Source organism: Escherichia sp. E13S3 (genome assembly GCF_004212325.1).
Classification (GTDB): Bacteria; Pseudomonadota; Gammaproteobacteria; order Enterobacterales; family Enterobacteriaceae; genus Escherichia.
On sequence record NZ_RHJR01000020.1, the window covers coordinates 1 to 22,883 of the forward strand.

General features: G+C 51.7%; 20 protein-coding genes and 2 tRNA genes. 7 read left to right on the top strand and 15 right to left on the bottom strand.

Annotated elements, in window-relative coordinates; genetic code table 11:
• Positions 1–44 precede the first annotated feature (44 nt).
• Together D9597_RS20060 and D9597_RS20065 are read right to left on the bottom strand one after the other, a co-directional pair.
• Positions 45–129 (bottom strand) — tRNA-Leu (locus D9597_RS20060).
• Positions 130–138: 9 nt separating this feature from the next.
• Positions 139–215 (bottom strand) — tRNA-Met (locus D9597_RS20065).
• A 332-nt stretch (positions 216–547) separates the two neighbouring features.
• On the opposite strand from D9597_RS20065, the gene D9597_RS20070 reads away from it, so the two are divergent.
• Entirely contained in the window at positions 548–985 is a 438-nt protein-coding gene (locus D9597_RS20070; protein WP_130224230.1) for a hypothetical protein, read from the top strand.
• A gap of 41 nt (positions 986–1,026) precedes the next feature.
• Here D9597_RS20070 and asnB read toward each other — a convergent pair whose 3' ends face one another.
• From asnB to nagB, 5 genes are all read right to left on the bottom strand, one after another.
• On the bottom strand, positions 1,027–2,691 hold the full coding sequence (gene asnB, locus D9597_RS20075; RefSeq protein WP_130224232.1) for an asparagine synthase B: 1,665 nt from the start codon (positions 2,689–2,691) through the stop codon (positions 1,027–1,029).
• Positions 2,692–3,087: 396 nt separating this feature from the next.
• Complete coding sequence (gene nagD, locus D9597_RS20085; protein ID WP_000153129.1) at positions 3,088–3,840, bottom strand: ribonucleotide monophosphatase NagD; 753 nt, start codon at positions 3,838–3,840, stop codon at positions 3,088–3,090.
• 47 nt (positions 3,841–3,887) lie between these two features.
• The gene (gene nagC / locus D9597_RS20090) at positions 3,888–5,108 is read right to left on the bottom strand and encodes a DNA-binding transcriptional regulator NagC (RefSeq protein WP_130215043.1); all 1,221 of its coding nucleotides are present in this window, start codon (positions 5,106–5,108) and stop codon (positions 3,888–3,890) included.
• Positions 5,109–5,116: 8 nt separating this feature from the next.
• The gene (nagA, locus tag D9597_RS20095) at positions 5,117–6,265 is read right to left on the bottom strand and encodes an N-acetylglucosamine-6-phosphate deacetylase (RefSeq protein ID WP_130224236.1); all 1,149 of its coding nucleotides are present in this window, start codon (positions 6,263–6,265) and stop codon (positions 5,117–5,119) included.
• Positions 6,266–6,326: 61 nt separating this feature from the next.
• Positions 6,327–7,127 carry a glucosamine-6-phosphate deaminase gene (gene nagB / locus D9597_RS20100; RefSeq protein ID WP_001237072.1) on the bottom strand — a complete coding sequence of 267 codons (801 nt, stop codon included), beginning with the start codon at positions 7,125–7,127 and terminating at the stop codon, positions 6,327–6,329.
• A gap of 333 nt (positions 7,128–7,460) precedes the next feature.
• Between nagB and nagE the strand changes: the two genes are divergently transcribed.
• From nagE to chiQ, 4 genes are all read left to right on the top strand, one after another.
• Positions 7,461–9,407 (top strand): PTS N-acetyl glucosamine transporter subunit IIABC, encoded by a 1,947-nt coding sequence (gene nagE, locus D9597_RS20105; protein ID WP_130224238.1) that lies wholly within the window; start codon positions 7,461–7,463, stop codon positions 9,405–9,407.
• A 268-nt stretch (positions 9,408–9,675) separates the two neighbouring features.
• Positions 9,676–11,340, top strand: a complete 1,665-nt coding sequence (gene glnS, locus D9597_RS20110; protein WP_130215038.1) for a glutamine--tRNA ligase — start codon at positions 9,676–9,678, stop codon at positions 11,338–11,340.
• Between the two features lie 578 nt (positions 11,341–11,918).
• Positions 11,919–13,325, top strand: coding sequence for a chitoporin (chiP, locus tag D9597_RS20120; protein WP_130215036.1), 1,407 nt, complete (start codon positions 11,919–11,921; stop codon positions 13,323–13,325).
• Between the two features lie 49 nt (positions 13,326–13,374).
• Positions 13,375–13,701, top strand: a complete 327-nt coding sequence (gene chiQ, locus D9597_RS20125) for a ChiQ/YbfN family lipoprotein (RefSeq protein ID WP_130215034.1) — start codon at positions 13,375–13,377, stop codon at positions 13,699–13,701.
• Between the two features lie 84 nt (positions 13,702–13,785).
• Here the strand turns inward: chiQ and fur are convergent, their stop codons facing one another.
• The 5 genes from fur to ybfF form a co-directional block, all read right to left on the bottom strand.
• On the bottom strand, positions 13,786–14,232 hold the full coding sequence (fur, locus tag D9597_RS20130) for a ferric iron uptake transcriptional regulator (protein ID WP_000131706.1): 447 nt from the start codon (positions 14,230–14,232) through the stop codon (positions 13,786–13,788).
• Complete coding sequence (gene uof, locus D9597_RS20135; protein WP_010380762.1) at positions 14,225–14,311, bottom strand: fur leader peptide; 87 nt, start codon at positions 14,309–14,311, stop codon at positions 14,225–14,227. Before uof ends, fur begins: the two co-directional genes overlap by 8 nt.
• Positions 14,312–14,520: 209 nt before the next feature.
• Positions 14,521–15,051: a flavodoxin FldA gene (gene fldA, locus D9597_RS20140; RefSeq protein WP_010346538.1), complete on the bottom strand. Its 531-nt coding sequence runs from the start codon at positions 15,049–15,051 to the stop codon at positions 14,521–14,523.
• A 139-nt stretch (positions 15,052–15,190) separates the two neighbouring features.
• A complete protein-coding gene (gene ybfE / locus D9597_RS20145; RefSeq protein WP_064528940.1) occupies positions 15,191–15,484 on the bottom strand; it encodes a LexA regulated protein in 294 nt (97 codons plus the stop codon).
• A gap of 139 nt (positions 15,485–15,623) precedes the next feature.
• Positions 15,624–16,388 carry an esterase gene (gene ybfF, locus D9597_RS20150; RefSeq protein WP_130224242.1) on the bottom strand — a complete coding sequence of 255 codons (765 nt, stop codon included), beginning with the start codon at positions 16,386–16,388 and terminating at the stop codon, positions 15,624–15,626.
• 184 nt (positions 16,389–16,572) lie between these two features.
• Between ybfF and seqA the strand changes: the two genes are divergently transcribed.
• Both seqA and pgm read left to right on the top strand, forming a co-directional pair.
• Positions 16,573–17,118 (top strand): replication initiation negative regulator SeqA, encoded by a 546-nt coding sequence (seqA, locus tag D9597_RS20155; RefSeq protein ID WP_130224244.1) that lies wholly within the window; start codon positions 16,573–16,575, stop codon positions 17,116–17,118.
• A 28-nt stretch (positions 17,119–17,146) separates the two neighbouring features.
• Positions 17,147–18,787, top strand: a complete 1,641-nt coding sequence (gene pgm / locus D9597_RS20160; RefSeq protein WP_130224246.1) for a phosphoglucomutase (alpha-D-glucose-1,6-bisphosphate-dependent) — start codon at positions 17,147–17,149, stop codon at positions 18,785–18,787.
• A gap of 172 nt (positions 18,788–18,959) precedes the next feature.
• Here pgm and kdpE read toward each other — a convergent pair whose 3' ends face one another.
• Genes kdpE through kdpC form a run of 3 tightly spaced genes read right to left on the bottom strand, consistent with a single transcriptional unit; the run spans position 18,960 to position 22,883 of the window.
• A complete protein-coding gene (kdpE, locus tag D9597_RS20165) occupies positions 18,960–19,637 on the bottom strand; it encodes a two-component system response regulator KdpE (protein WP_000186076.1) in 678 nt (225 codons plus the stop codon).
• Positions 19,634–22,318 (bottom strand): two-component system sensor histidine kinase KdpD, encoded by a 2,685-nt coding sequence (gene kdpD / locus D9597_RS20170; protein ID WP_130224248.1) that lies wholly within the window; start codon positions 22,316–22,318, stop codon positions 19,634–19,636. Before kdpD ends, kdpE begins: the two co-directional genes overlap by 4 nt.
• Positions 22,311–22,883, bottom strand: a complete 573-nt coding sequence (kdpC, locus tag D9597_RS20175) for a K(+)-transporting ATPase subunit C (protein WP_130224250.1) — start codon at positions 22,881–22,883, stop codon at positions 22,311–22,313. The genes kdpD and kdpC overlap by 8 nt, the downstream gene beginning before the upstream one ends.

The following is a 22,883-nucleotide window of genomic DNA, read 5'->3' on the forward strand; positions in this document are numbered from 1 at the left end:
TTACCGCTTGGCGATACCCCATCCGTACAACGCTTTCTGGTGAATGGTGCGGGAGGCGAGACTTGAACTCGCACACCTTGCGGCGCCAGAACCTAAATCTGGTGCGTCTACCAATTTCGCCACTCCCGCAAAAAAAGATGGTGGCTACGACGGGATTCGAACCTGTGACCCCATCATTATGAGTGATGTGCTCTAACCAACTGAGCTACGTAGCCATCTTTTTTTTCGCGATACCTTATCGGCGTTGCGGGGCGCATTATGCGTATAGAGCCTTGCAGCGTCAACCTCTTTTTCAAGGAAAATTGCTCGAAAGTGACTGTTTGGTTAGGTTGCGAACAGCGTGGCGCTATATTCGTCAATTATTGTTTACTTTGTGTTTTTTCCCCGCCCTACAGCCATTCTTTTGTCATACAGGATGAAATTCGGAATTCAACAATAGTGGTGGGAAATTAATCCATGAAATACTGCCCCGTTGCAACAGGACAGGGCAGGGATCGCTACGCCTGCATCTCTGCTATCACTTCAGGCGATTTATTGAGGGAATACTATGCTGCGTTTTATGACGATGTTGATGGGTGTCTTATTACTTATGCAATCCGCGTTTGCCGATACGGTCAAACCGGAAATCGGTAAATATGTTTTTGGCTATCGTGGGCAGGAAGGCGCTGTGGTGTGGATGATGCGAATCGGGCCGAAAGCGTCTAATGAGGCACTCGTTCAGGTATCGCATGTTGATAATGACATCGATGGTCAGATTTTTCGCTGCAAAGTAAAAGTATTGCAGGAAGGTGAGAAATCTTATACCGCTATAATCAAGGGTGAATCTTTTGAGTTATTACGCCTGAAAGAGGGAAATGGAAGCCTGCATATCCCGGAGGAATCGGCAACCTGGTCAGTCGCTTACAATAATGAGTTATCTGACAGCGATGTAGCAAATCCGGAACATTTCCTCACTGCGTATCAGAATCAACAAGCTCCCCAGTAACTGAAATTGCCCCGGATTTCTCCGGGGCAATATTACACGTCTTATTTATATGCAGACTGGTGAACACCAACCGCGCGACCAGAAGGATCGTCCATTTTCTTGAACGCCTCATCCCACTCGATCGCTTTAGCGGAAGAACACGCGACGGAAGGACCGCCCGGTACGCACTCAGCGGCGCTCGGAAGCGGGAACAGTTCTTCAAAAATCTCCCGGTACAGATACGCTTCTTTTGAGGTCGGCGTGTTGTATGGGAAGCGGAAGCGGGCTGTTTCCAGTTGCTGATCAGAAACCTGCTGTGCCGCCACTTCTTTCAGTGTGTCAATCCAACTGTAACCGACGCCATCGGAGAACTGCTCTTTCTGCCGCCAGGCAACACTTGCAGGCAGGTACGACTCAAAACATTCACGCAGGATGTGTTTTTCCATCTTACCGTTACCGCACATTTTATCCTGCGGGTTAATACGCATTGCTACGTCGAGGAATTTCTTGTCGAGGAACGGAACGCGTGCTTCCACGCCCCAGGCTGACATCGCTTTGTTGGCACGCGCGCAGTCATACATATGCAGGGCCAGCAGTTTACGCACCGTCTCTTCATGCAGTTCTTTAGCGTTCGGCGCTTTGTGGAAGTAAAGATAACCGCCAAACACTTCGTCAGAACCTTCACCGGACAACACCATTTTAATGCCCATCGCCTTGATCTTACGCGACATTAAATACATCGGTGTTGAAGCGCGAATGGTGGTCACATCATAGGTTTCGATGTGGTAAATCACATCACGGATGGCATCCAGACCTTCCTGTACAGTGAAGTGAATTTCGTGGTGCACAGTACCCAGATGGTTCGCCACTTCCTGGGCTGCTTTCAGATCCGGTGAACCCGGCAGACCTACAGCAAACGAGTGTAACTGCGGCCACCAGGCTTCAGAGCGTTCCTGATCTTCCACGCGACGAGCGGCATATTTCTTGGTGATAGCGGAAATAATTGAGGAATCCAGACCACCCGAGAGCAGCACGCCGTAAGGCACATCAGACATCAGATGGCATTTTACGGAATCTTCCAGTGCCTGACGCAGTTCATTTTTATCGGTCACGTTATCTTTCACTGCATCAAAGTCGAACCAGTCTCGATGATAATAAGAACGGATTTCGCCGTCCTGACTCCATAAATAGCTCCCCGCCGGGAACTCTTTAATCGTGCGGCAAACTGGCACCAGGGCTTTCATTTCTGAGGCCACATACAGCTGACCGTGTTCGTCATAGCCCATATACAGTGGGATGATCCCCAGATGGTCGCGACCAATCAGATATGCATCTTTTTCGCTGTCGTACAGGGCAAAGGCAAACATGCCCTGCAAGTCGTCGAGAAATTCCGGCCCTTTTTCCTGATACAGCGCGAGGATCACTTCACAGTCAGACCCGGTCTGGAACTGGTAACGATCGCCATATTCGGCGCGCAATGTCTGGTGGTTGTAGATTTCACCGTTTACCGCCAGTACGTGGGTTTTTTGTTGGTTGTAGAGAGGTTGCGCCCCCGCGTTAACGTCAACAATTGACAGACGTTCGTGGGCGAGAATGGCGTTATCGCTGGCATAAATACCGGACCAGTCCGGGCCGCGATGACGCATCAGGCGTGACAGCTCGAGTGCTTTCTTCCGCAGTTCAACTGCGTCTGTTTTGATATCGAATACGCCAAAAATTGAACACATAACCTTCTCCGTTAACCTGGTATTTGTTGCTTGTTGTGTTTGCTTGTTTAAAAAAATGCCGCAAAGCAGCACTGTGCGCAAGCGATTTGACGGTGAAAAAATAAAAAACGTAATGGTGATTGTCGATTAGTGAAAAAAGGTCTGGTGTAGTGATGTGTTTATTGATGGATCGATAATTTTTGGCAGGTTTTATTGAATGGTTATATTTTACGGGGGCCAAATTGCTGACAAAGTGCGATTTGTTCATGCCGGATGCGGCGTGAACGCCTTATCCGGCCTACAAAATCATGAAAATTCAATATATTGCAGGAGCTGCGTGTGCCTGATAAGCGTAGCGCATCAGGCAGTTTGGCGTTTGTCATCAATATCAACCACGCCCTGAGACGTGGTTGCTATTCAGATAACGTCGATTTCAGCGACTGACGGGTAAATCCAGCTTGGGCGGAACGGCATGCTGTCGATATCGTCGAGCGACGAAACGCCGGAGAGCACAAGAATCGTCTCCAGACCGGCCTGGAAGCCCGCCAGAATATCGGTACGCAAGTTATCGCCGACAATCACCGTTTCTTCCGAGTGGGCCTGCATTTTGTTTAATGCCGCACGGATGATCCACGGACTCGGCTTACCAACATAGAACGGTTTGCGCCCGGAGATTTTCTCAATCCCTGCACACAACGCGCCACAGGCGGGATAAAAACCGCGCCCGTGGGTGTCCGGGTTAGTGGCGATAAAGCGTGCACCATTAGCGACGAAATAGGCCGCTTTATGCATCATGTCCCAGTTGTAGGAGCGTGTTTCGCCAACAATCACAAAATCAGGGTTCACATCGGTAATCGTAAAACCGGCTTTGTACAGCTCATGAATCAGCGCGCCTTCGCCCACCACATACGCTTTCTTGCCTTCCTGGCGACGCAGGAAATCGGCGGTTGCCATCGCGGAGGTATAAAACACGCTGTCCGGCACATCGACACCGGCAGTGGCAAAGCGGTTCGCCAGATCTTGCCCGGTCTGCGAAGGATAGTTGGTCAGCAACACCAGCGGCAGGCCTTTATCCATAATCCCGTGCAAAAATTCCGCTGCACCCGGTACGGCGACGTTATCGTGCATCAGCACGCCGTCGATATCGCAAATTACATTTTTAATGGTCATGGACTACCCAGAATATTGACAACAATAAGCGCCACTATAAAAGCACATTAATTTTCCAGCAAATGCTGGAGCAAAATACCGTTGAGCATGGCGCGTTTTACCAGCGCAAAAGCGCCGATTGCCGAGCGGTGATCCAGCTCAGAACGTACCACCGGTAGATTAGTGCGAAACGCCTTCAGTGCCTGAGTATTAATGCAGCTTTCGATAGCAGGGAGCAGCACTTTATCGGCTTCGGTGATTTCACCGGCAATGACAATTTTTTGCGGATTAAATAAGTTGATAGCAATGGCGATGGTTTTGCCCAGATGACGACCTACATACTCAATCACTTCCGACGCCAGGCTATCGCCTTTGTTCGCAGCTTTGCAGATAGTTTTTATGGTGCAGTCGTCCAGCGGCACGCGGCTCTGGTAGCCCTGCTTTAATAAATTCAACACCCGTTGTTCAATGGCAGCGTTGGCAGCGATAGTTTCCAGGCAGCCGAAGTTGCCACAATGGCAGCGTTCTCCCAGCGGTTCAACCTGAATATGGCCAATTTCACCGACGTTGCCGTTGCGGCCGATAAAAATGCGCCCGTTAGAGATGATTCCTGCCCCCGTTCCGCGATGCACGCGCACCAGAATGGAGTCTTCGCAATCCTGACTTGCACCGAAGTAGTGCTCTGCCAGCGCCAGACTGCGGATATCGTGGCCGACAAAACAGGTCACTTTAAAACGCTCTTCCAGTGCTTCAACCAGCCCCCAGTTTTCCACCTGAATATGCGGCATGTAGTGAATTTTGCCGCTGTCCGGGTCGACCAGCCCTGGCAGGATCACTGAAATGGCGATCAGCTCCCGCAGCTTGCGCTGGTGGTTATCAATAAACTGAGTAATGGCATTCAGCAGGGCATGTTCCAGCGTCTGCTGGGTACGTTCAGGTAGCGGGTAATGTTCTTCTGCCAGAACTTTGCTGCTGAGATCAAACAGGGTGATGGTGGCGTCGTGACGACCGAGACGTACGCCGATTGCGTGGAAATTGCGGGTTTCGGTGACGATAGAGATAGCGCGGCGGCCCCCGGTGGAGGCCTGCTGATCAACTTCTTTGATCAGCCCGCGTTCGATAAGCTGACGCGTAATTTTGGTTACGCTGGCGGGGGCAAGCTGGCTTTGCTCAGCAATCTGAATTCGCGAGATTGGCCCATGCTGGTCAATCAGGCGATAAACCGCCGCGCTGTTAAGCTGTTTTACGAGATCAACATTACCTATCTGAGCTTGTCCGCCTGGTGTCATACTTTCTCTTATTGGGTTACGACCTCGTTACCGTTAACGATGGTCCTGGTGATTTTAAAATCAGGTGTGAATGCGGTCAGGTTGGCCACTTTACCTGCGGCGAGAGTGCCGAGACGTTTTTCAACGCCAATCGCACGAGCCGGATAGAGCGTCGCCATACGCAGCACTTCATCCAGTGCGATACCGCAATGTTCAACCAGATTACGCACGCCTTCAATCATGGTTAAGGATGAACCACTTAACGTACCATTCTCATCCACACAAAGTCCGTTGCGGTAGTATATTGTTTTACCCGCAAAAATGAACTGTTCAATATTGGCACCTGCTGGCGCAGTCGCGTCAGTGACCAGACACAGTTTGTCGCCTTTCAGACGTTTGGCATTGCGAATGTTGGCGTAATCAACGTGCAGACCATCGGCAATAATACCGCAATAAATGTCCGCTTCGTCGAGGATCGCGCCCGCCAGGCCCGGTTCACGACCGGTAATATACGGCATCGCGTTGTACAGATGGGTGGCAAAGGTAATCCCCGCGCGGAAACCGGCTTTTGCTTCTTTTAACGTTGCATTGGAGTGACCGGCAGACACCACAATCCCGGCATTTGCCAGTTTGCTGATCACTTCTGCTGGAACCATTTCCGGTGCCAGCGTCACTTTGGTAATGACATCGGCATTTTCACACAGGAAATCGACCAGCGCGGTATCCGGTTTACGTACGAAATTCGGATTATGGGTACCTTTTTTCACCAGATTCAGCCACGGGCCTTCCAGGTGTAAACCTAATGCCTGATTCGGATGTTTTGCCAGGTACTCACGCATCACGCGAACACCCTGTTTCATCAGGTCATCGCTGGTGGTGATAAGCGTCGGCAAATAGTTTGTGCAGCCTGATTTCTCATTGGCTTTCTGCATGATTTCCAGCGTTTCCACGCTGACCGCTTCAGCGGTATCGTTAAACTGTACGCCGCCGCAGCCGTTTAACTGCACATCGATAAAACCGGGGGAGAGAATGGCCCCGTTCAGTGAACGTTGTTCAATCTCTGGCGGCAGTTCCGCTACTGGGCAGACGCTTTTAATCAGGCCATCAGCGATAACAACTGCATGGTCATCAAGAAATTCATGACCGGTAAAGATCCGGCCCTGGGTTAATGCATACATTCCGACCCCCGATTTCAAAAATAATAATGCCCTGAGCAAGGCGTCAGGGCAGGGATAACAATTACAGACCTTTGATATTTTCTGCTTCTAATTCGTTGAAATATCTTAAAGTCTTAACCTTTAGCTCCATGGTGGAAGGCTCATCGCACACCATGATCGCTTTCGGATGCAGTTGCAGACAGCTGATGGTCCACATGTGATTAACGCAACCTTCAACTGCAGCCTGCAGTGCCAGTGCTTTCTGGCTGCCCAGCACCAGAATCATCACTTCTTCGGCATCCAGCAGTGTACCCACACCTACGGTCAGCGCATATTTTGGCACCTGATTAACATCGTTATCAAAGAAACGAGAGTTTGCGACGCGAGTGTCATGTGTCAGGGTTTTGATACGGGTGCGAGAGGCAAGAGAAGAGGCTGGTTCGTTAAATGCAATGTGACCGTCGTTACCTACACCGCCCATAAACAGATGGATTTTACCGTAAGAGCGAATTTTTTCTTCATACTGGCGGCATTCGGCGTCGATATCCGGGGCATTGCCGTTGAGAAGGTTGATATTTTCTGCTGGAATATCAACGTGATCGAAGAAATTACGGTGCATAAAACTGTAGTAGCTTTCCGGATGCTCTTTCGGCAGACCGACATATTCGTCCATGTTGAAGGTGACAACGTGCTTAAAGCTGACCTGGCCTGCTTTATGCATTTCGACTAACGCTTTATAGGTGGTCATCGGCGTGCCGCCAGTCGGCAGGCCAAGCACAAACGGACGATCGGCTGTCGGTTTGAACGCATTAATACGATTAACGATATGGCGAGCAGCCCATTTGCCGACCTGTTCAGCGGTAGTCAGGGGGATCAGTCTCATTATTCACCTCAAGTAAGTAAAAAGTAAGCCGTTGGCGGATTAGGCATCTTTAAGCGTAACCTGGATTTGCGCAGACAGGCGTCAATCCGACCTGATTTTTTGAATGATAAAATAAGTTTTCTGGTTTAGCCAGTAAAAGGGAGTAATGATAACGATATTTGGTGACAAAACTCACAAAAGACGCGCGTTTAATTTGCGGTACGAATTAAATTTTCACACACTCTGTAGCAGATGATCTAACAACTTGATTACAGAACATCGGCAGCACAATTTGCTGCAAAATAAAAATACGGCTTTAAACGAGCCAAATAGGGTTCTCGTAGGGGGAATAAGATGAATATTTTAGGTTTTTTCCAGCGACTCGGTAGGGCGTTACAGCTCCCTATCGCGGTGCTGCCGGTGGCGGCACTGTTGCTGCGATTCGGCCAGCCAGATTTACTTAATGTTGCGTTTATTGCCCAGGCAGGCGGCGCGATTTTTGATAACCTGGCGTTGATCTTTGCGATCGGCGTGGCCTCCAGCTGGTCCAAAGACAGTGCAGGTGCAGCTGCGTTGGCGGGTGCGGTTGGTTACTTTGTGTTAACTAAAGCGATGGTGACCATCAACCCAGAAATTAACATGGGGGTTCTGGCAGGTATCATTACCGGTCTGGTCGGTGGTGCAGCCTATAACCGTTGGTCGGATATTAAACTGCCGGACTTCCTGAGCTTCTTCGGCGGCAAACGTTTTGTGCCGATCGCCACCGGCTTCTTCTGCCTGGTGCTGGCAGCCATTTTTGGTTACGTCTGGCCGCCGGTACAGCACGCTATCCATGCAGGCGGCGAGTGGATCGTTTCTGCGGGCGCGCTGGGTTCCGGTATCTTTGGTTTCATCAACCGTCTGCTGATCCCAACCGGTCTGCATCAGGTACTGAATACCATCGCCTGGTTCCAGATTGGTGAATTCACCAACTCTGCGGGTACGGTTTTCCACGGTGACATCAACCGCTTCTATGCGGGCGACGGCACTGCGGGGATGTTCATGTCTGGCTTCTTCCCGATCATGATGTTCGGTCTGCCAGGTGCGGCGCTGGCGATGTACTTCGCAGCACCGAAAGAGCGTCGCCCGATGGTTGGTGGGATGCTGCTTTCTGTTGCTATCACCGCGTTCCTGACCGGTGTGACTGAGCCGCTGGAATTCCTGTTTATGTTCCTTGCTCCTCTGCTGTACCTCCTGCACGCACTGCTGACGGGTATCAGTCTGTTTGTGGCAACGTTGCTGGGGATCCATGCGGGCTTCTCCTTCTCTGCGGGCGCTATCGACTATGCGTTGATGTACAATCTGCCAGCAGCCAGCCAGAACGTCTGGATGCTGCTGGTGATGGGCGTTGTTTTCTTCGCTATCTACTTTGTGGTGTTCAGTGCGGTTATCCGTATGTTCAACCTGAAAACGCCAGGTCGTGAAGATAAAGATGACGAGATCGTTACTGAAGAAGCGAACAGCAATACCGAAGAAGGCTTAACTCAACTGGCAACCAACTACATTGCGGCAGTTGGTGGTAGTGACAATCTAAAAGCGATTGACGCCTGTATTACTCGTCTGCGCTTGACTGTGGCTGACTCAGCACGTGTCAACGATGCGATGTGTAAACGTCTGGGTGCTTCTGGGGTGGTGAAACTGAACAAACAGACCATCCAGGTGATTGTCGGCGCGAAAGCAGAATCCATCGGCGATGCGATGAAGAAAGTCGTTGCTCGTGGCCCGATAGCTGCTGCTTCTGCTGAAGCTGCTCCGGCAACTGCCGCTCCGGTAGCGAAACCGCAGGCTGTACCAAACGCAGTGTCTATCGCTGAGCTGGTATCGCCAATTACCGGTGATGTTGTCGCACTGGATCAGGTGCCAGACGAAGCGTTCGCCAGCAAAGCCGTGGGCGACGGTGTGGCGGTGAAACCGACGGATAAAATCGTTGTATCACCAGCGGCGGGAACCATCGTGAAAATCTTCAACACCAACCACGCGTTCTGCCTTGAAACTGAAAAAGGCGCAGAGATCGTCGTCCACATGGGTATCGACACCGTAGCGCTGGAAGGTAAAGGCTTTAAACGTCTGGTGGAAGAGGGCGCGCAGGTAAGCGCAGGGCAACCGATTCTGGAAATGGATCTGGATTACCTGAACGCTAACGCCCGCTCGATGATTAGCCCGGTGGTTTGCAGCAATATCGACGATTTCAGCGGCTTGATCATTAAAGCTCAGGGCCATGTTGTGGCGGGTCAAACACCGCTGTATGAAATCAAAAAGTAATCTGCTTTATGCCTGATGCGACGCTTGACGCGTCTTATCAGGCCTACAAAAGCGCTGTGTAGGTTGGATAAGACGCATAAGCCTCGCATCCAACAATGACGCAGGACTGGCAAAAGCGGTGGAGATCTTCTCTGCCGCTTTTTTTTTCATCAACTATCCCCATAATCTTTGTTAGATTTTTCGATTTTCTCTAACTAACAGTTGTCAGCCTGTCCCGCTTATAAGATCATACGCCGTTATACGTTGTTTACGCTTTGAGGAATCCACGATGAGTGAGGCAGAAGCCCGCCCGACTAACTTTATTCGTCAGATCATCGATGAAGATCTGGCCAGTGGTAAGCACACCACAGTACACACCCGTTTCCCGCCGGAGCCGAATGGCTATCTGCATATTGGCCATGCGAAATCTATCTGCCTGAACTTCGGGATCGCCCAGGACTATAAAGGCCAATGCAACCTGCGTTTCGACGACACTAACCCGGTAAAAGAAGATATCGAGTATGTCGATTCGATCAAAAACGACGTTGAGTGGTTAGGTTTTCACTGGTCTGGTAACGTCCGTTACTCCTCCGATTATTTTGATCAGCTCCACGCCTATGCTGTTGAACTGATCAATAAAGGCCTGGCGTACGTTGATGAACTGACGCCGGAACAGATCCGCGAATACCGCGGCACCCTGACACAGCCGGGTAAAAACAGCCCGTACCGCGACCGCAGCGTTGAAGAGAACCTGGCGCTGTTCGAGAAAATGCGTACCGGTGGTTTTGAAGAAGGTAAAGCCTGCCTGCGCGCGAAAATCGACATGGCTTCGCCGTTTATCGTGATGCGCGATCCGGTGCTGTACCGCATTAAGTTTGCTGAACACCATCAGACTGGCAACAAGTGGTGCATCTACCCGATGTACGACTTCACCCACTGCATCAGCGATGCGCTGGAAGGCATTACGCACTCTCTGTGTACGCTGGAGTTCCAGGACAACCGTCGTCTGTACGACTGGGTTCTGGACAACATCACCATTCCTGTTCACCCGCGCCAGTACGAATTCTCGCGCCTGAATCTGGAATACACCGTGATGTCCAAGCGTAAGCTGAACCAACTGGTCACCGACAAGCACGTAGAAGGTTGGGATGATCCGCGTATGCCGACCATTTCCGGTCTGCGTCGTCGTGGTTACACTGCGGCTTCTATTCGTGAGTTCTGCAAACGCATTGGCGTGACCAAGCAGGACAACACCATTGAGATGGCATCGCTGGAATCCTGCATTCGTGAAGATCTTAACGAGAACGCGCCGCGTGCAATGGCGGTTATCGACCCGGTGAAACTGGTTATCGAAAACTATCAGGGCGAAGGCGAAATGGTCACCATGCCGAACCATCCGAATAAACCGGAAATGGGCAGCCGTCAGGTGCCGTTTAGCGGTGAGATTTGGATCGATCGCGCCGATTTCCGCGAAGAAGCTAACAAGCAGTACAAGCGTCTGGTGCTGGGAAAAGAAGTGCGTCTGCGTAATGCTTACGTGATTAAAGCGGAACGCGTGGAGAAAGATGCCGAAGGCAATATCACCACCATCTTCTGTACTTATGACGCCGACACCTTAAGCAAAGATCCGGCTGATGGTCGTAAAGTCAAAGGCGTTATTCACTGGGTAAGCGCGGCACATGCGCTACCGGTTGAAATCCGCCTGTACGATCGTCTGTTCAGTGTGCCGAATCCAGGCGCTGCGGATGATTTCCTGTCGGTGATTAACCAGGATTCTCTGGTCATCAAACAGGGCTTTGCTGAACCGTCTCTGAAAGATGCGGTGGCAGGTAAAGCATTCCAGTTTGAGCGCGAAGGCTACTTCTGCCTCGACAGCCGCCATTCCACAGCGGAAAAACCGGTATTTAACCGCACCGTTGGACTGCGTGATACCTGGGCGAAAGTAGGCGAGTAATTTTAAGTTTCGCTATGCCGGATGGGGCGTTTACGCCGCATCCGGCAAGGAACAGATAAACAGTTTCAAAAGCTAAACTGCCTGATGCGTTTCGCTTATCAGGCCTACGTGATCTCTGCAATATATTGAATTTGCGTGCTTTTGTAGGCCGGATAAGGCGTTCACGCCGCATCCGGCAAGAAACATGCAAACAATCCAAAACGCCGCGTTCAGCGGCGTTTTTTCTGCTTTTCTTCGCGAATTAATTCCGCTTTGTAATTTATTCATAAAACAAATTTAAAATTACAAATCATAATTAAATAAAATGTAACCGCTTTCATATAGCTGGAAATTCACGCTTTTATTCTTCTACAAGCCTTTCTACTGCAAACTTAAACCTTGTAACAAAAATCATCAAAATATGTGCGGTTGCTCATGTTCTTACATTCTCGTTACAGAAAGAGATTGATAATTCGCGTCGCGAAAAATAGTCTATTCCTGTAGTCAGCGAGACTTTTCTCAACGCTACTTTTTTAATTTTTATTTTTTTCGCTGTTCACCTGTGGTGCAGCAATTTATATGTCAAAGAGGATTAACCCATGCGTACGTTTAGTGGCAAACGTAGTACGCTGGCGCTGGCTATCGCCGGTGTTACAGCAATGTCGGGCCTGGTGGCAATGCCGGAGGCTCGCGCCGAAGGATTCATCGACGATTCAACCTTAACCGGCGGTATCTATTACTGGCAGCGTGAACGTGACCGTAAAGATGTTACCGACGGCGACAAATACAAAACCAACCTTTCTCACTCCACCTGGAACGCCAACCTCGATTTTCAGTCCGGTTATGCTGCTGATATGTTCGGCCTTGATATTGCCGCGTTTACGGCGATTGAAATGGCGGAAAACGGCGACAGCTCTCACCCGAACGAAATCGCGTTTTCAAAAAGTAATAAAGCCTATGACGAAGACTGGTCCGGTGACAAAAGCGGTATAAGCCTGTATAAAGCAGCGGCCAAATTTAAATACGGTCCGGTTTGGGCGAGGGCAGGTTATATTCAGCCAACCGGTCAGACGCTGTTAGCGCCGCACTGGAGCTTTATGCCGGGTACTTATCAGGGTGCGGAAGCCGGGGCGAATTTTGATTACGGCGATGCTGGTGCGTTGAGTTTCTCCTACATGTGGACCAACGAATACAAAGCGCCGTGGCATCTGGAAATGGATGAGTTTTATCAGAACGATAAAACCACCAAAGTTGATTATCTGCACTCCATCGGTGCGAAATACGACTTCAAAAATAACTTCGTGCTGGAAGCGGCGTTTGGTCAGGCGGAAGGGTATATCGATCAGTACTTTGCCAAAGCCAGCTATAAATTTGATATCGCCGGTAGCCCGCTAACCGCCAGCTACCAGTTCTACGGTACGCGCGATAAAGTTGACGATCGTAGCGTCAACGATCTTTATGATGGCACCGCCTGGCTGCAGGCGCTGACCTTTGGTTACCGGGCGGCTGACGTAGTGGATTTGCGTCTGGAAGGCACCTGGGTTAAAGCTGACGGTCAGCAGGGATACTTCCTGCAACGTATGACTCCAACCTACGCTTCCTCGAACGGTCGCCTGGATATCTGGTGGGATAACCGTTCTGACTTTAACGCCAACGGCGAAAAAGCGGTCTTCTTCGGCGCGATGTATGACCTGAAAAACTGGAATCTTCCAGGCTTCGCCATCGGCGCCTCCTACGTTTACGCATGGGATGCTAAACCTGCGACCTGGCAGAGCAATCCGGATGCGTACTACGACAAGAACCGGACTATTGAAGAGTCTGCATACAGCCTGGATGCGGTCTACACCATTCAGGACGGCCGTGCCAAGGGCACGATGTTCAAACTGCACTTCACCGAATACGACAACCACTCCGACATCCCAAGCTGGGGCGGCGGTTACGGTAACATCTTCCAGGATGAGCGCGACGTGAAATTCATGGTAATCGCACCATTCACCATCTTCTGATGCCCGACGCGGCAGGTTTTGTGCCTGCCGCACATTTGAGGAATTTGCTATGAAAAAACTGATTCTCATCGCCATGATGGCATCGGGGCTGGTGGCTTGTGCGCAATCAACCGCGCCACAGGAAGACAGCCGCCTGAAAGAGGCGTACAGCGCCTGTATCAATACCGCGCAAGGTTCGCCGGAAAAAATTGAAGCCTGTCAGAGCGTGTTAAACGTGCTGAAGAAAGAGAAACAACATCAGCAATTTGCCGAGCAGGAAAGTGTCCGCGTGCTGGATTATCAGCAGTGCATCCAGGCAACGCAAACCGGTAATGACCAGGCAGTGAGAGCCGATTGTGATAAGGTCTGGCAGGAAATTCGCAGTAATAACAAATAAGTGAGGGCTGTAACTCTCGCTTTTCTTGTTTCCCTTGTATAAAAAAGCCAACCCGTAGGTTGGCTTTTTCTCATTCAGGCTGACTTATTTGCCTTCATGCGCGTGCTCATCTTCGCGGCAATCGCCTTCGGCACAGTGACCGTAAAGATAGAGACTATGGTTAGTCAGGCGAATGCCATGCTTCGCGGCAATTTCACGCTGACGCGCTTCGATAGATTCATCACTAAATTCGATAACCTTTCCGCAGTCGAGGCAGATCAGGTGATCGTGGTGATGTTGTTGAGTCAGTTCAAATACGGATTTACCGCCTTCAAAATTGTGGCGGGTGACGATACCGGCGTCGTCAAACTGGTTCAGTACACGATATACCGTAGCCAGACCAATTTCTTCACCCATATCGATCAGACGTTTGTATAAATCTTCCGCACTGACGTGATGGTTGTCCGGCTCCTGAAGAACTTCCAGGATTTTTAAACGTGGAAGCGTTACTTTCAGGCCAGCTTTCTTTAGGGCGGTATTGTTATCAGTCATGCGGAATCTGTCCTGTTACTAAGCGGTTCACTTCATTAAAAGAAGTGACAGAATTTGCTCTTGAGATAATGCGTATCATTATAGATTTGCCATGCCTAAATGAAAACTACAAGTCCCTGGCAAATATTGTTAATAAAAACGTGGCTTAGCTTACATTTACATCGGTAAGGCCACTTCAATACTGGAACATTGTACAGGTACTACGGCAAAAGTTACAAATTTGTAGCAATTATTTTGATTGGCATTATCTATTAATACGGCGTAGACATGAGTCTACGCCGCAGTACATCAGGCATTGATAATTTCGTCGAGATGCAGTTCTTCAGAAATTTGTTTTACCCATTTTTCTACACGTTCGGCGGTCAGTTCTGGCTGACGGTCTTCGTCGATAGCCAGGCCGACAAAGTGGTCATCATCCGCCAGACCTTTTGATGCTTCGAAATGATAGCCCGCAGTTGGCCAGTGGCCAACAATGGTCGCACCGCGCGGTTCAATGATGTCACGAATGGTGCCTAAGGCGTCGCAGAAATATTCTGCGTAATCTTCCTGGTCGCCACAGCCAAACAGCGCAACCAGTTTACCATTGAAATCAATCTCTTCGAGAGTCGGAAAGAAGTCGTCCCAGTCACACTGTGCTTCGCCATAGTACCAGGTTGGGATGCCCAGCAGAAGAATGTCATAAGCTTCCAGATCTTCTTTGCTGCTTTTTGCAATGTCATGGACATCGGCAACGTCTTTACCAAGCTGTTTTTGAATCATTTTTGCGATATTTTCGGTATTACCGGTGTCGCTGCCGAAAAAGATGCCAGTGATAGCCATGAGTGAAATAACCTCTTGAAACTTATTGAAATAGGGGTGGCAAATTGCCCACGGATAAAGGCAATCATAGCAGAACAGGCAGTCTTGCGGAATCAGCAAACGAGCAGGACTGCACACTGTGCTACACGAAAGTGGATATTTAAACGATGCCCTGATTACGCAGCGCCGCCAGTTGCTGCATCAATATCTCTTCGATCAGTTCGCTACGGCTCATATTGCGCGACTCCGCCAGCTCGTTCAGCGCCTCGACAGCTTCCGCGTTCAGCTTCAGTTCGACACGCTTAAGGCCACGTACTTTGTCGCGTTTTAGCTGGTTGCGTTTATTAATACGCAGCTGTTCATCGCGCGAAAGCGGATTGGTTTTCGGTCGTCCCGGTCGACGCTCGTGCGCGAACAGATCTAATGTCGTACGGTCCGTTTGTTCTTTGGCCATGATCTTGGTGACTTCGGGGGAAACAATCAGCCAGGCGCCTGCCCGGATGGATAGCCCGCCATAATACAACAGCGTGAGGAATCTCGCCAACGCCCACGCGCGGAATGCCGCGCGGACGCTGGGTTTTTAATCAGTTGCGTTAATCATTAAGATAGCGACGGATAGCCCGCAGCACAGCATCCGGTTTTTCTGCGTGTACCCAATGACCCGCGCCTGCAATGACATGCGCCCGTGCTTGTGGGAATTGCGCCAGCAAATCATCACGATACTGTTCAGTAACATACGGGGAATTGCCGCCAGGAATAAACAGAGCAGGGTGGTTCCATGCCGGAATCTTCTCCCAGCCAACAATATGTGGATACTGATCCCATAATACTGGCACGTTAAAACGCCACTCACCGTCAACAAAAGATTTCAGCAGGAATTGAATCACGCCCTCTTCATTAATATATTGGCGCATCACTACAGCGGCCTGTTGGCGCGTTTGCGCGTCGGATCCACTGACCGCGTTGATAGCTGCGAAAATTTCATCATGACGGCGTACGTGATAATCCACCGGCGCGATATCGATCGCTACCAGTTTCTCGATGCGATCGGGCGCTAACGCGGTCAGTGCCATCACAGCTTTACCACCCATTGAGTGACCAATAAATGTCGCCTTATCGATCTGCAGCGCTTCCAGAGTATCAACAAGATCCTGGGCCATCGCCGGGTAATTCATATGTGGATCTCGTGGCGAAAGTCCGTGGTTACGCATATCAACCCGGATGATATTGTGATCGTTTACCAGGTCACGCGCCAGCACGCCGAGGTTGTCAAGGCTACCAAACAACCCGTGGACGAGGACGATGGGAGAATTATTATGCTGATTTTGTGCAGATTGCGCGCGGATATTCAATTTCATGGCAAAGTTCTTTTTTTCGAGTAGTTGGGTTAGGGTATTATGTTGACCATTGTGCCACAGGGCTGCAACAGATAAGGTTTAATCCGATTTTTTCTGCAAGCCAGGCTTGACGCTATCCGCTGCCGGGATTTATTCATATACTCCTGGCGACTTGTATTCAGCTAAGACACCGCACTGGATTAAGATGAAAACGATTGAAGTTGATGATGAACTCTACAGCTATATTGCCAGCCACACTAAGCATATCGGCGAGAGCGCATCCGACATTTTACGGCGTATGTTGAAATTTTCCGCCGCATCACAGCCTGCTGCTCCGGTGACGAAAGAGGTTCGCATTGCGTCGCCTGCTATCGTCGAAGCGAAGCCGATCAAAACGGTGAAAGACAAAGTGCGCGCGATGCGTGAACTTTTGCTTTCCGATGAATACGCAGAGCAAAAGCGAGCGGTCAATCGCTTTATGCTGCTGTTGTCTACACTATATTCTCTTGACGCCCAGGCGTTTGCCGAGGCAACGGAATCGTTGCACGGCCGCACGCGCGTTTACTTTGCAGTAGATGAACAGACGCTGCTGAAAAATGGTAATCAGACCAAGCCGAAGCATGTGCCAGGCACGCCGTATTGGGTGATCACCAACACTAACACTGGCCGTAAATGCAGCATGATTGAACACATCATGCAGTCGATGCAATTCCCGGCGGAATTGATTGAAAAGGTTTGCGGGACAATTTAAAACAACGTTGCAGATAAAGGACAAAGCAATGGCAATCCACAATCGTGCAGGCCAACCTGCACAGCAGAGTGATTTGATAAACGTCGCCCAACTGACGGCGCAATATTATGTACTGAAACCAGAAGCAGGGAATGCGGAGCACGCGGTGAAATTCGGTACTTCCGGTCACCGTGGCAGTGCAGCGCGCCACAGCTTTAACGAGCCGCACATTCTGGCTATTGCTCAGGCGATTGCCGAAGAACGGGCGAAAAACGGCATCACTGGCCCTTGCTATGTGGGTAAAGATACTCACGCCCTGTCCGAACCTGCGTTTATTTCTGTACTGGAAGTGCTGGCAGCGAACGGGGTAGACGTTATTGTGCAGGAAAACAATGGCTTCACTCCGACACCTGCCGTCTCTAATGCCATTCTGGTTCACAATAAAAAAGGTGGACCGCTGGCAGATGGTATCGTGATTACGCCGTCCCATAACCCGCCGGAAGACGGTGGTATCAAGTACAACCCACCAAATGGTGGCCCGGCAGATACCAACGTCACTAAAGTGGTGGAAGACAGAGCCAACGCACTGATGGCCAATGGCCTGAAAGGCGTGAAGCGTATCTCCCTCGACGAAGCGATGGCATCTGGTCATGTGAAAGAGCAAGATCTGGTGCAACCGTTCGTAGAAGGTCTGGCCGATATCGTTGATATGGCAGCGATTCAGAAAGCTGGCCTGACGCTGGGTGTTGATCCGTTGGGCGGTTCCGGTATCGAATACTGGAAGCGCATTGGCGAGTATTACAACCTCAACCTGACCATTGTTAACGATCAGGTCGATCAAACCTTCCGCTTTATGCACCTCGATAAAGACGGCGCAATCCGTATGGACTGTTCCTCCGAGTGTGCGATGGCGGGCCTGCTGGCGCTGCGTGATAAGTTTGATCTGGCGTTTGCCAACGACCCGGATTATGACCGTCACGGTATCGTCACTCCGGCTGGTTTGATGAACCCGAACCACTACCTGGCGGTGGCGATCAACTACCTGTTCCAGCATCGTCCGCAGTGGGGCACAGATGTTGCCGTCGGTAAAACGCTGGTTTCTTCTGCGATGATCGACCGTGTGGTCAATGACTTGGGCCGTAAGCTGGTGGAAGTGCCGGTAGGCTTCAAATGGTTTGTTGATGGTCTGTTCGACGGCAGCTTCGGCTTTGGCGGCGAAGAGAGCGCAGGGGCTTCCTTCCTGCGTTTCGACGGCACGCCGTGGTCCACCGACAAAGACGGCATCATCATGTGTCTGCTCGCGGCAGAAATCACCGCTGTCACCGGTAAGAATCCGCAGGAACACTACAACGAACTGGCAAAACGCTTTGGTGCGCCGAGCTACAACCGTTTGCAGGCAGCAGCGACTTCCGCACAAAAAGCGGCGCTGTCTAAGCTGTCTCCGGAAATGGTGAGCGCCAGCACCCTGGCAGGTGACCCGATCACCGCACGCCTGACGGCGGCGCCGGGTAATGGTGCTTCTATCGGCGGCCTGAAAGTGATGACTGACAACGGCTGGTTTGCTGCGCGTCCGTCAGGCACGGAAGACGCATATAAGATCTACTGTGAAAGCTTCCTCGGGGAAGAACATCGCAAGCAGATCGAGAAAGAAGCGGTTGAGATTGTTAGCGAAGTTCTGAAAAACGCGTAATCACATTAAATAAGAAAAAGGGCGGTCGGAAGATCGCCCTTTTTTACTTATGACTGCCAGATGCGCTACGCTTATCAGGCCTACGAGGATGGTGCAATATATTGAATTTGCGCGATTTTGTAGATTTCGTAGGCCGGATAAGGCGTTCACGCCGCATCCGGCATTTCAACCCCTAAAGCATAAACCGATACCCAATACCGGTTTCAGTAATGAAATGACGGGGGCGAGCGGGATCCTGTTCCAGTTTTTGTCGCAGATGCCCCATATAAATCCGCAAATAGTGGCTGTGTTCGACCGCGTTTGGTCCCCATACCTGGTTGAGTAACTGGCGCTGGGTGAGCACTTTTCCGGCATTGTTGAGCAGCACGGCCAGCAGACGGAACTCAATCGGCGTGAGATGCACCTCTTCCTCGCCCCGATGGATCACCCGGGCGGCTAAATCGACGGTAACATCGGAAAATTTCACCAGCGGATCGGGCGCCGTGGTGGCAGAGTGGCGGCGTAACGCGACGCGCAGACGGGCCTGCAATTCGCCAATGCCAAACGGCTTACTCAGATAATCATCCGCTCCGGCATCCAGCGCGGCGATTTTGTCGCTCTCTTCGCTACGTGCGGAAAGCACAATCACCGGCACCGCGCTCCACTGGCGTAGGTCGCGGATAAACTCAATCCCATCGCCATCGGGCAGGCCGAGATCGAGAATAATCAAATCTGGCTTACGGGTTGCCGCTTCCAGCAAACCGCGTTGCAGCGTTTCGGCCTCAAAGACGCGCATACCGTCGCCTTCCAGCGCCGTGCGCAGAAAGCGACGAATAGCCTGTTCATCTTCAACAATCAGAACGTTTGTCACATATCCTCATGAAATTCTTCAAGTTCAGGGGCAGTTTGCTGGGGAAGTGTAACACGAAAACAGGCACCACCTTCCGGTCGGTTGAACGCGGTAATGGTGCCGCCGTGTACATCCACAATCGCCCGACAAATTGCTAGCCCAAGCCCTACACCTGGCACCGCCGACTCTTTATTCCCGCGAGCAAACTTATCAAATATCGTCTGCTCCTGGCCTGGCGGAAGACCGGGGCCGTTATCCCAGACATCCAGTTGTAGATTTTCGCCCTCAACGTGGGCATCGATACCAATTTCAGCCTGCGGACCCGCGTATTTCACCGCGTTCTCCAGCAGATTAATCAGCACCCGTTCAAAGAGTGGCCCGTCAACGTGGATTAAGGTCAGCGGTTCTGGCAGAGAAAGATTGATGGGCGACGATAAACCCGGCTCCAGCATTTGCAGCGCGCTACCGACCACTTCTTCCAGCGTTAACCACTCTTTCTTCAAATTAAAGCCGCCGGACTGAATTCGCGCCATATCCAGTAGATTATTCACCAGTCGGGTAGTGTTCAGCACATGCTGGCGAATCTCGCTGGCCTGGCGGGCGTGGGGCGATCCTTCGCTTGCCAGATCGAGCGTTAAGATTTCAGCCTGACCAAACAGCACTGTAAGCGGAGTGCGTAAATCGTGCGAAAGCGCCGCCAGCAGGGCGTTGCGGATCTGTTCACGTTCGCTTGCCATCCGCGCCTGTTCTTCGCTGGCGGTCAGCGTCAGCCGCTCAAACGCATTGGCGACTAACAGCGTAAACGTCTCCAGCAGGCGCTGCTGTTCCGGGATCATCAACTGACGCAGATTCCCCGGTTCCACCACCACCAGTCCGTAGGTTTTCTCGCCGCTTTTTAACGGCAAAATCTGGTACGGCACGCCGGGTAACGTGTCGGTGCCCGCACCCGCAGGCAGGCCTTTATCAAAACTCCACTGCGCGATGGCATCGTCCCATGGTGTCATTCCTTGCGGATGTGTTAACGGCTGCAATTTACCGTTGTCATCGGGCAACAACACCTGACTGCGGGCATGAAACGTGGAGGCAATAAATTGTTCGCTGGTGGCGGCGATGTCCTGCGGACTGCGGCCCACCGCCAGAGCTTTCGACATTTCATATAAGTGCCGTGTGCGTTGCTCGCGGTAACGGGCTACCCGCGCCTGATAACGCACTCCAGCAGTAAGGTTCCCGATCACCAGCCCGACGGTTAACATCACCGCGAAGGTCAGCAGATATTGCACATCAGAGACGGCGAGCGTGCCGCGTGGGGCGATAAAAAAGAGATCGAAACTCACCACATTAATGACGGTAGCAACCACCGAAGGCCAGCGTCCATAAAATAGCGCCACCACCACCACGCCAAGCAGATACAGCATCACCAGGTTGGCGGCATCAAACGCCATCAGCCACTGCACGGCAATTAAGGTGATAACGGCGCATAACGCGGCGGCAACCACGCATCCCTGAATCTGTACCCGCCACTTGTCTTTAAAAGAGCGGCTATCCGGCGCGTTGTTAATCGTGCGGGCGGGTGGTTCATCAAGCGCGACCAGCACCTGATCGAGATCGGGGGCGATGCGTGCCAGTCGGTCAGCAAACGTTTCCCGACGCCACCAGCGGCGCGAGGCCGGGCGACCGAGAATAATCTTGCCGAGATTATGTTCACGGGCATAACGCACTACCGCTTTCTCTTCCGCTGGATCAGAAAGTGTTGCCGTCTCCGCGCCCAGCTCCTGCGCCAGACGTAAGGCGCTGAGAATTGCCCGACGTTTTTTCTCCGGTAAGCGATGCAGGGCAGGGGTTTCAACATACACCGCGTGCCAGACGCTACCCAGCCGTGACGCCAGCCGCGCCGCCGCGCGGACCAGTTTCTCACTGCCGGTGTTATGCCCGATGCATAAAAGGATCGCGTCGCGCGTGTGCCAGACTTTCTCTTCGCCAGGATGCCCCCGCCAGGCGCGCATTTGTTCATCTACGCGATCGGCAGTACGGCGCAGTGCCAGCTCGCGCAGGGCGATCAGATTGCCTTTGCGGAAAAAATGTTCAATGGCGCGCTCCGCCTGCCCGGCAATATAGACTTTGCCTTCTTTCAGCCGCTGGCGCAGATCGTCCGGGGGCAAGTCCACCAGCACCACGTCGTCGGCGGCATCGAAAAAAGGATCGGGCACGGTTTCCCGTACCTGAATTCCGGTGACGCCGCTGACCACATCATTCAGACTTTCCAGATGCTGAACGTTGACGGTAGTGAAAACATCAATGCCAGCTTCCAGCAGCTCTTCGATGTCCTGCCAGCGTTTAGGATGACGAGAACCTGGCGCATTACTGTGCGCCAGTTCGTCCATCAATATCAGCGCCGGACGGCGGGCGAGGGCAGCATCGAGATCAAACTCGCTGATATGCCGCCCACGATGCGCCTGGCGTTTCAGTGGCAGAACAGCCAGACCTTCCAGCATTGCGGCGGTATCTTTCCGCCCGTGGGTTTCTACCACGCCAACCACAATATCCAGCCCTTGCGCCCGCAGTCGCTGGGCTTCCGCCAGCATCGCCCAGGTCTTCCCGACGCCTGCGCAGGCACCGAAGAAAACTTTCAGCTTCCCCCGATGCGGCGCGGCAGTTTGTTCCAGCAGACGATCGGGGTCGGGACGTAAGGGTTCGTTATTCATCAAGCTTATCCAGCGCCAGATTGAGTTCGACAATGTTGACGACCGGCTGGCCGATATATTTCACCAGCGGTTGTTGGCTGTATTTTGCGATCAGTTGCGTGAGCTGTTCAACGCTGAGATTACGCGCTTTCGCCACGCGTGGGATCTGCCAGGCCGCCGCTTGCGGGGTGATGTTATTGTCCAGCCCGCTTGCCGACGCCGTCACCAGTTCAACCGGAACGCTCGTGCTGGCATCCGGGTTAGCGGCCCGTAATGCAGCAACGCGTGCGGCTATTAGTTTATCCAGCTCAGGGTTACTGACCGCCAGATTGCTCCCGCCAGAAGCCTGTGGATTATAGGGCATTTCTGCCGTTGCCGACGGGCGACCCTGAAAATAGCCGTTGCCGGTAAAATTCTGCCCGATTAATGCCGAACCGCGCACCGTATCACCTTCACGGATCAACGAACCGTTGGCTTGCCAGGGAAACCACCATTGCCCCAGCGCGGTGGTCAGCAGCGGGTAAACGCCGCCAGTAATCAATAACAGAAAGATAAATGTCGATAATGCCGGACGTAATCCACGCAT